At 64.3% G+C, this 7,974-nt stretch carries 5 protein-coding genes; 1 reads left to right on the top strand and 4 read right to left on the bottom strand.

From position 1 onward, the window contains the following. Positions 1 to 430 precede the first annotated feature (430 nt). Positions 431 to 607, top strand: coding sequence for a hypothetical protein (locus AC0L3P_RS21555; RefSeq protein WP_473304822.1), 177 nt, complete (start codon positions 431 to 433; stop codon positions 605 to 607). A gap of 13 nt (positions 608 to 620) precedes the next feature. Here the strand turns inward: AC0L3P_RS21555 and AC0L3P_RS21550 are convergent, their stop codons facing one another. The 4 genes from AC0L3P_RS21550 to AC0L3P_RS21535 form a co-directional block, all read right to left on the bottom strand. Further along, a complete protein-coding gene (locus AC0L3P_RS21550) occupies positions 621 to 1,103 on the bottom strand; it encodes a hypothetical protein (protein WP_473304808.1) in 483 nt (160 codons plus the stop codon). A 134-nt stretch (positions 1,104 to 1,237) separates the two neighbouring features. Then, positions 1,238 to 2,161 (bottom strand): DUF2493 domain-containing protein, encoded by a 924-nt coding sequence (locus AC0L3P_RS21545; RefSeq protein WP_473304806.1) that lies wholly within the window; start codon positions 2,159 to 2,161, stop codon positions 1,238 to 1,240. A gap of 330 nt (positions 2,162 to 2,491) precedes the next feature. Continuing rightward, positions 2,492 to 3,553 (bottom strand): DUF7146 domain-containing protein, encoded by a 1,062-nt coding sequence (locus tag AC0L3P_RS21540; protein WP_473304804.1) that lies wholly within the window; start codon positions 3,551 to 3,553, stop codon positions 2,492 to 2,494. Further along, on the bottom strand, positions 3,553 to 7,875 hold the full coding sequence (locus AC0L3P_RS21535; RefSeq protein WP_473304802.1) for a strawberry notch-like NTP hydrolase domain-containing protein: 4,323 nt from the start codon (positions 7,873 to 7,875) through the stop codon (positions 3,553 to 3,555). Before AC0L3P_RS21535 ends, AC0L3P_RS21540 begins: the two co-directional genes overlap by 1 nt. Positions 7,876 to 7,974 lie beyond the last annotated feature (99 nt).

Raw genomic sequence — 7,974 nt, 5'->3', positions numbered from 1 at the left:
TTGCACGCCCGGTTCGGCGAGAGGGGCGCAGAAACCATCCGTCGCAAGACGGACAGGCGCTGTGCCCCTACTCTACCTGTTGTGTTTCGAGCCCGCGACCACCGCGGCCTCGATGGCGGTCTAAAGGCCGAAGACAATCGGCGACGCACCCGCTCGCGGGCCGGAGCGCAGCGGAGGACGTCGTTGCGGCGACTTTCTTGCCTCGCGAGGAATGGGCAAAGCCCAGGGGAAGAAAGTCGCAGCAACGGCGTTGCGGCTCAGACGATCGAGGCGTAGCCGGTCTTCGGCCAGATCAAGCCATCAAAGAGGCCACGTGGTCTGCGTGCTGAACGGCAATCTTGAGGAGAAGACTGGCGAATCTCGGTTCTGCTGAGCAAGGGATTGGTACGGTTCAGCGCAGAAAGAGAAACAATCTGCCGCAAAGGGCGATATCGTCCCGGAACGAACGATCGAACGGAGCGCGCCGCTCCACCGCAGCTATGTGGGCCAGACAGAGACCGGTACGGCTTGCTTAAGCGCCCCGAGGAGGAAACGCGGTTACCTCTCGCTCAAGCTCGTCGACCCCTCGTTCAACGTGACGCCCTGTGCCGTCTTGCTCGGCCGATGACGGCGACGAAGCCTCACCGCTCGTGCGCGGCGGCTGTGAGAACTGGTTCAGGCGCATTCTCCACTACCCCGGCCGACTCCGACGGGAGGGTGCCCGCGAACACGGTCAAGCGTGTCCATGCCGAGCCGCCGATGCAAACCGCTCCTAGGCACGCGAACGCCTCGCGCCAAGCCAATGAAGGCACCCCGATCTGCGACAGGGCAAAAATCACCTGATAGCCGGCGATCGCTGCGGGGACCGTGAATACGGTTGCGATCGCGACGCGCAAGGTCAAGGACCGACTAACGGCAACGGCGACCTGACCAGCGGCAAGCGTCAGCGTGCCAGAAGCAATTCCGATAAGCAGTGCGCCGAAGACGCCCGCGCCATGACGAAATGCCAACATCCCGACACTGAGTGCGACGAAAAACGGCAGGGCATACACAGCGAGCGCAAAGATCGCCCAGCAGAACAAGCCAATGCCGAGTGTGTTGAGAACAAGCCCAAGCGCGAGCATGGTGGTGGCTCCATGTGCACAGATGTACCGGTCGCGCCTTCCACCACCACCACGGCGCAGTTTCGGATGTATTGTCGAAACGAGGCGGAGTTGCGGCGTGCAACTCCACCTCGGCGTCTTCGAGGCGACGGCGCTCATGCGCCGCCGAACTTCCAGACCGGGATGCCGAGCCGCTTCGCCTTGTCGGCGAGATTGTCCTGAATTCCCGTGCCCGGGAAATGCATGACGCCGATCGGCAGGAGCTCGAGCAGTGCATCGTTGCGCTTGAACGGCGCCGCCTTGGCGTGCTTCGTCCAATCGGGCTTGAAGGCGATCTGTGGCACCTTGCGATTGGTCGCCCATTTCGCAGCGATCAGTTCAGCGCCTTTCGGGGAGCCGCCGTGGAGGAGGACCATGTCGGGGTGCTTGGCATAAACCTTGTCGAGGCGATCCCAGATGAGGTGGTGGTCTTTGAAGTCGAGTCCACCGGTGAGTGCGATTTTCGGTCCTGGTGGCAACATGACCTCAGTCTCGGCGCGGCGTTTTGCTGCGATGAAGTCACGGGAGTCGATCATTGCTGCGGTGAGCGTTCGGTGATTGACCAATGATCCCGACCGAGGACGCCAGGACGAGCCGGTGTGGACCTCAAATCGGTCAATGGCCTGATCCCGGAACAGTTCCAGGCAATTGCGGCGCTCGATCAGCGTAATGCCTTCGGCCGTGAGGCGCTCGAGTTCGACCGATCGCACTTCGGAGCCGTTCTGCTCGCGCTGGCTCTTATGCTGCGCTTGTTCGTTGTCATCGAGTTGGCGTTCGACGCGGTCGACGGCCCGATGGAACAGGTTGACGGTCGACCACAGCAGATCGTCAAGGTCCGGCTCAAGCCGCGTGTCATTCAGGGTCGCAACCAGGGCGTCGAAGATATCGGCCACGGCTCCGGCGATCTTCTTTCCTTCGGGAAGCGGTCTCGGATCGGGCTGATCGTCAAAGGGACGGTAGCCGAAGAGCTGTAACTCGGTGAGGACGTGGTCGGTCGGAGAAGAAGCATGCGGCGGTTCGATGTCGTCATGGTCGGTCATGAGAAGAGGTCCTTTGCCGGATCGGCCGCGACCATCGCGGCCTTCGTGGCGATCCTCTGACGGCAAGCGGAACGGGCCAGCACCCGAAAGGGCCGAAGCGGCAGCGGAGGATGGCGGAGGCCGGCTATTTTGCTTCGCGATGCAAAGCGCGTTGGCCAACCGCATGATGTGTCTTCACATCTCGGGCGCGCGGCGGAAAATAGCCGGACGCAGCCATTGCAGGCTCGGGCCGCTTGCCGTCCGATCGCCCTCTAGAAGGCCGTGGTCGCGTCCTCTTCCGCATGGTCCTCGCCTATGAGCGGCCTATCAACATCGATCGAAGCCCGGGAGCTATTCCGCCGCCATCGTTGACGAATGCAGGAAGCGGACGACATCCTCTGGTGCGAGCTGAAGCCGCAAGGCTGCTCGGAGGGCATCGAGACCGAAGACATGCAGATCTTCGTTGAAGTCGCCCAGCCGCGGCGATAGCGGGATCACTTCAATGCCGGCGTCTTCCGCGCGCTGCGTGAGAACCGCCTGCACAGCATCCCCTGCAGCATCAGCATCGCGCGCGATATAGAGCCGGCGCAGGCTCGACGGGAGCACTATGGCTGCGAGGTGATTGGCCGATAGTGCAGCAGCCATCGGCATAGTCGGCAGCACGTAACGTAGCGAAAGCATGGTTTCGATACCCTCCCCCGCAGCGAGCACGTCGTCCACCACGCCGAACCGAACGGCATTGCCGAGCAGGTCGCCCATGGCGCGTCGTGGGGTCTCGATCGGAGCCTTGCCGAGCCGCACGCGATCAAAGCCGTCCGGGTCAAGCCAGGTGCGATGTACGCCAGTGATCCGCCCATAAGGGTCCGTGACGCAGGCAATCATCGCCGGCCAGGTCTCGGGCGGCAGATGGTCGTCCGACCGATAGTAGCAGCGTGGATGGAAGCGCAGACTGCCACCATGGTGGATGCGGTCTATTCCGCGACGCTGCAAGCACCTCTCGGCTACCGTCCCTTCAATCGGTCTGGACATCGCAAAGAGCCGACGAGCCGCCTGTTGTGATCCGGTCGGCGCTGGCGAACGAACGGGTTTCGCGGTCAGTTGCTGCTCAGAACGAGGAAGCTTGAGAAAGCGCCTCGCCTCCTCGGCGACCTCACGAAAGTCTCGCAAGGCCAAGCTCTCGCGGATGATGTCAAGGAGATCACCATGCTCGCCGGTCGCAGCATCGGTCCACTTGCCGGCGGGGCCCTTCGGTGAGTCCTGAAGCCGCACGAACAACGAGCGGCCCGGGGTGTTATGGACGTCGCCGACCAACCAGTACCGCCCCGCCCGCTTACCATTGGAGAGATAGTATCGGCACACCGCCTCGGCCTCGCGCGCGAGGCGGCATGCCAGCTGAGAGGCACCGCGGGACATCACGCGGCCTCCCGCTCGCTGATGCGCGCGACGGGATAGTGCTCGAGCACCTTCGCCAGGATCGCGACGCCGCTCGCGTCCGTGGGCACGAACATGCGCAGCTTCCAGGAAATGATCTCGCCGAAGAGGCCGTACGCCCGGAGGCGGTCGCGCATCGTGTCGTTGAACCCAGACAGTTCGATGCGGTATGGGCCCATCACCCGGACGCGGCGGAGTTGGAGTCCTTCCGCAAGCTCGAGGACGGTCCGACCCTCCACGAGCGCGGCAAAGGCAGCGTTCGGCGTCAACACCGGCGCGTCCGCCGCAAGGACGTTCGCGACCCAGGTCGCCGAGACCTTGCGGCCGATGATCCGCTCGCCCGCATCGGTCTGAAGCCGATAGACGCGGGTCGATTCGTTCGGTAGCCGCTTCCAGATGGGTAATAGCAAGCCGGCCACGACATGGATCGTGCTGTCCGTGAACTCTGGGATCTCGGCTAGCTCCGCGAGCCAGGCCGCGGCGAAGCGTTCGCGGTCCGCCTCGATCCAACGGCTTTCCGCCATCATTCTTAAGGAGACGCTGTGCTGCTCCATCGGCCGGATCAGGCGGACGCGCCGCTCGATCTCGCCGTCGTCGAGCATGGTGCTCGGCGCCGCGACCTGCACGGCGGCTCGTCCCGAGCGCTCATTGACCAGCAGGACGGAATTGCGATCGGAAAGACGACCAAGAGCATCATCGAGGCTCACGGGATGATTACGCTGGCGCTGGTTGATCGTGAGCAGCCGGGTTTCGGCGCCAGTACCGGGATGGACATAAATCGTCCGCCGGTCGGCGACGACAAAGCTTTCGGCCCGGAGCGTTTCCAGCCCGACGTCATAGCTGCCCGATGAGATCGCGCCCTCGATTCGGGCGGTCAATAGCTGTTCGAACACGGTGAACAGGATGTTCTGAAGCTCGATCGTGAGCGCCAGCAACCTGTTCAGGAAAGTCGTGATCGGCGGCAGGTCATCCCTGAGTCCATTGGTGTCCGTTAGTTTCAGACCGGTCGCATCCTCGAACCTCTCGAGCGAGCATCCCTCGACCTTGCCGCGCGCCAGCAGCGTGTAGAGCTGCCGCAACGCGTCGCGGCCGTACTGGCTTTCGAGATTGTCCTCCGGCCGGAACAGGCCCTGGCCGCCGGTCTGGCGCTGGCCGCGCGTGATGGCGCCCAACGTGTCGAGCCGGCGGGCGATGGTGCTCAAGAAGCGCTTTTCGGCCTTGACGTCGGTTGCAATGGGACGAAACAGCGGCGGCTGCGCCTGGTTGGTCCGGTTGGTGCGGCCGAGCCCCTGGATCGCGGCATCCGCCTTCCAGCCGGGCTCAAGCAGATAGTGGACCCGCAGGCGGTGATTCCGCGCCGACAGCTCGGCATGGTAGCTCCTCCCCGTGCCGCCTGCGTCGGAGAACACAAGGATCCGCTTGACGTCATCCATGAAGGCCGAGGTCTCGGCGAGGTTGGCTGAACCGGCCCGGTTTTCGACGACCAGCCGGTCGCCCCTGCGAACGATGCGGCGCGAGCGGCCGGTCACCTCTGCGACCATATCGGTGCCGAAGCGCTGCACGATTTGATCCAGCGCCCCAGGCACCGGCGGCAACGAGGCGAGCTTCTCGATCAACCGATCGCGACGTGCGACGGCCTCCCGGCTCTCGACCGGTTGGCCGTCGCGATAAACGGGTCGGGAGCAGAGGTTGCCCTCCGAGTCCGTGAAGAGCTCGTAGAGCTGGACCGGAAAGGAATGGGCGAGATAGTCGAGAACATACTCGCGCGGGGTGATGTCGACCCGGACGTCGCCCCACTCCTCGGTCGGGATCCCGGCGAGTCGGCGCTCCATCAGCGCTTCGCCCGTCGAGACGATCTGGATGACGGCGGCATGGCCGGCGTCGAGGTCACACTCGATCGAGCGGATCAGCGACGGCGTCTTCATCGAGGTCAGGAGGTGGCCAAAGAAGCGCTGCTTGGCGCTCTCGAAAGCGGATCGCGCGGCCGATTTAGCCTGGGCGTTCAGCGTGCCGGTCTCGCCGGTGATGTTGGCGGCCCGCATTGCCGCATCGAGATTGTTATGGATAACACTGAACGCGCCGGCGTAAGCGTCGTAGATGCGAACCTGCTCGGGCGTAAGCTGGTGCTCGACGAGCTCGTACGCGACGCCCTCGTAGGATAGAGACCTCGCCGCATAGAGACCGAGCGCCTTGAGGTCGCGCGCGAGCACCTCCATAGCCGCGACGCCGCCCTCCTCGATTGCCTCGACGAACTCGGCCCGGGTCGCGAACGGGAAATCGGTGCCGGCCCATAGTCCCAGCCGCTGGGCGTAGGCTAGATTGTGCACGGTCGTGGCACCCGTCGCCGAGACATAGACGACACGGGCATTCGGCAGGGCGTGCTGGAGCCTCAGCCCCGCGCGCCCCTGCTGAGAGGCCGCCTGGTCGCCGCGCTCGCCCTTCTGGCCTGCCGCGTTCTGCATCGCGTGGCTCTCGTCGAAGACAATCACTCCGTCGAAGTCGGAGCCCAACCATTCAACGATCTGCCGAACGCGCGAAAGCTTCTCGCCGCGCTCATCGGTGCGCAGCGTAGCGTAGGTGGTAAATAGGACGCCTTCCGAAAGCCGGATCGGCATGCCTTGACGGAACCGAGATAACGGCGTCACGAGCAACCGCTCCATGCCGAGCGCGGACCAGTCACGCTGCGCGTCTTCGATCAACTTGTCGGACTTGCTGATCCAGACCGCGCGGCGGCGGCCCTTGAGCCAGTTGTCGACAAGGATGCCCGTGACCTGTCGTCCCTTGCCAGCGCCGGTGCCATCGCCCAAGAACCAGCCGCGCCGAAAGCGAACAGCATTGGCTGCATTGTCGCGTACGGCCGCCACAGCATCAAAGGTCGCATCCACCGTCCAGGACCCCGCCAGAAACTCGGAATGCGCCTCGCCGGCATAAATGACGCTCTCGAGCTGAGCGTCCGACAGGATGCCATCAGCCACGACATGGACCGGCAGATGTGGCCGGTAAGACGGCTTCGGCGGCGCGACCGAGGCCATCGCGGCGGACTGCACCAGCTTGGTCGGATGCGCATGCGCGTCCGGAATACGGATCGCCTGCAGTACGTATTCCTCATAAAGCGCGTCGGTCAGTCGAGCGCCTTCCGGAGGTGTCCAATCGACCGTCTCATAGGCGAGTTCGACGCCCTCTGGCGCTGCTGGGCTCGGAGTAGACGATGGGCGTGGCGCAGAGGCGCCGATGGATCGTGATATCGCAGGGCGCCAGATGGCGTCGATCACGACCGGCGCGACAACAGGCAGCCTCGGGGGCACATGCTGGGTCACCCAGTCAAGCAAGGTGGCGACATCGCTGGCCATGCCAAGTGAAGCGGGAAAGACATTCGGATCTGCGGCAGGCTGCTTGTCGATCACAAGCAGCCTTGTGTCGGTCTGCGTGCCGTGTTTCGCATAGACCGCACCATCGATGGCGGCACAAAACACCACTCGCCCGCGCTCCTGGAGGCGAACGAAGGCATCCCGCCATGCCGGATTGTCCGGCGCAAGGCTCGCGCTGGTAATGGCGACCAGACGTCCACCGCCGCAAAGACGGGCCAAGGCTGAGGCGATGTGCCGGAGCGCGGCATCCGCCATCCGCCGATCGACGTTCGCCAACGCCGAGAACGGAGGGTTCATCAGGACAACGCTCGGTACGACACCCGCATCGAGATGATCATCGATCTGCGCGGCGTCGAACCGCGTGACCTCAAGTTTAGGAAACAGTTGTTCGAGCAATGCCGCGCGGGGCTCAGCCAGCTCGTTCAATATCAGGGCCCCGCCGGCGAGCTCGGCAAAGACGGCGAGCAAGCCGGTCCCCGCAGAGGGCTCCAAGACCCGGTCGGACGGCGTGATGCCGGCCGCGGTGCATGCGGCAAGCCCTAGCGGGATCGGCGTTGAGAATTGTTGAAGGGCTTGGCTGTCCTCGGAGCGTCGCGTGTGGGTCGGCAGACAGCGCGTGATTTTCGCGAGCATGGGCAGCATCGCGGCCGGCGAGCCAGCCTTGGTCCGGATAGCCGGGCCGAACTTGCGAAGGAACAGGACGGTCGCCGCCTCGCAGGCGTCATAGGCGGTCTTCCAGTTCCAGGCGCCAGAGGCGTCGGAAGCGCCGAAGGCAGCTTCCATGGCGCCGCGCAGGACAGCGGCATCGATGCGACGGCCGCGCTCGAGATCAATCACGAGCTGTCGCGCGGCCCTGACGGCGGCGGAGGTGAGAGTTGCAGCGGCACGCATCGAGAGCGGCGCGGCGGCAGCGCCGCCGGCGAGAGATTCGGTCATGACAGGGTTCTTTCGGAGAGCAGGAATGGGTCGAACCATCAGGCGCTCTCCTCAAGACCCGACGGCTCAAACCCTTCCCGGCCCGGCTCTCCCTCTCAG

The sequence above is a fragment of the Bradyrhizobium sp. WSM4874 genome, from assembly GCF_055811835.1.
This window is presented reverse-complemented; position numbering and strand designations above follow the sequence as displayed.

Excerpts from the sequence above, each read along its gene's own strand:
- AC0L3P_RS21550 (WP_473304808.1), bottom strand. The coding sequence starts at position 1,103 with ATGCTCGCGCTTGGGCTTGTTCTCAACACACTCGGCATTGGCTTGTTC.
- AC0L3P_RS21545 (WP_473304806.1), bottom strand. The coding sequence starts at position 2,161 with ATGACCGACCATGACGACATCGAACCGCCGCATGCTTCTTCTCCGACC.
- AC0L3P_RS21535 (WP_473304802.1), bottom strand. The coding sequence starts at position 7,875 with ATGACCGAATCTCTCGCCGGCGGCGCTGCCGCCGCGCCGCTCTCGATG.
- AC0L3P_RS21540 (WP_473304804.1), bottom strand. The coding sequence starts at position 3,553 with ATGTCCCGCGGTGCCTCTCAGCTGGCATGCCGCCTCGCGCGCGAGGCC.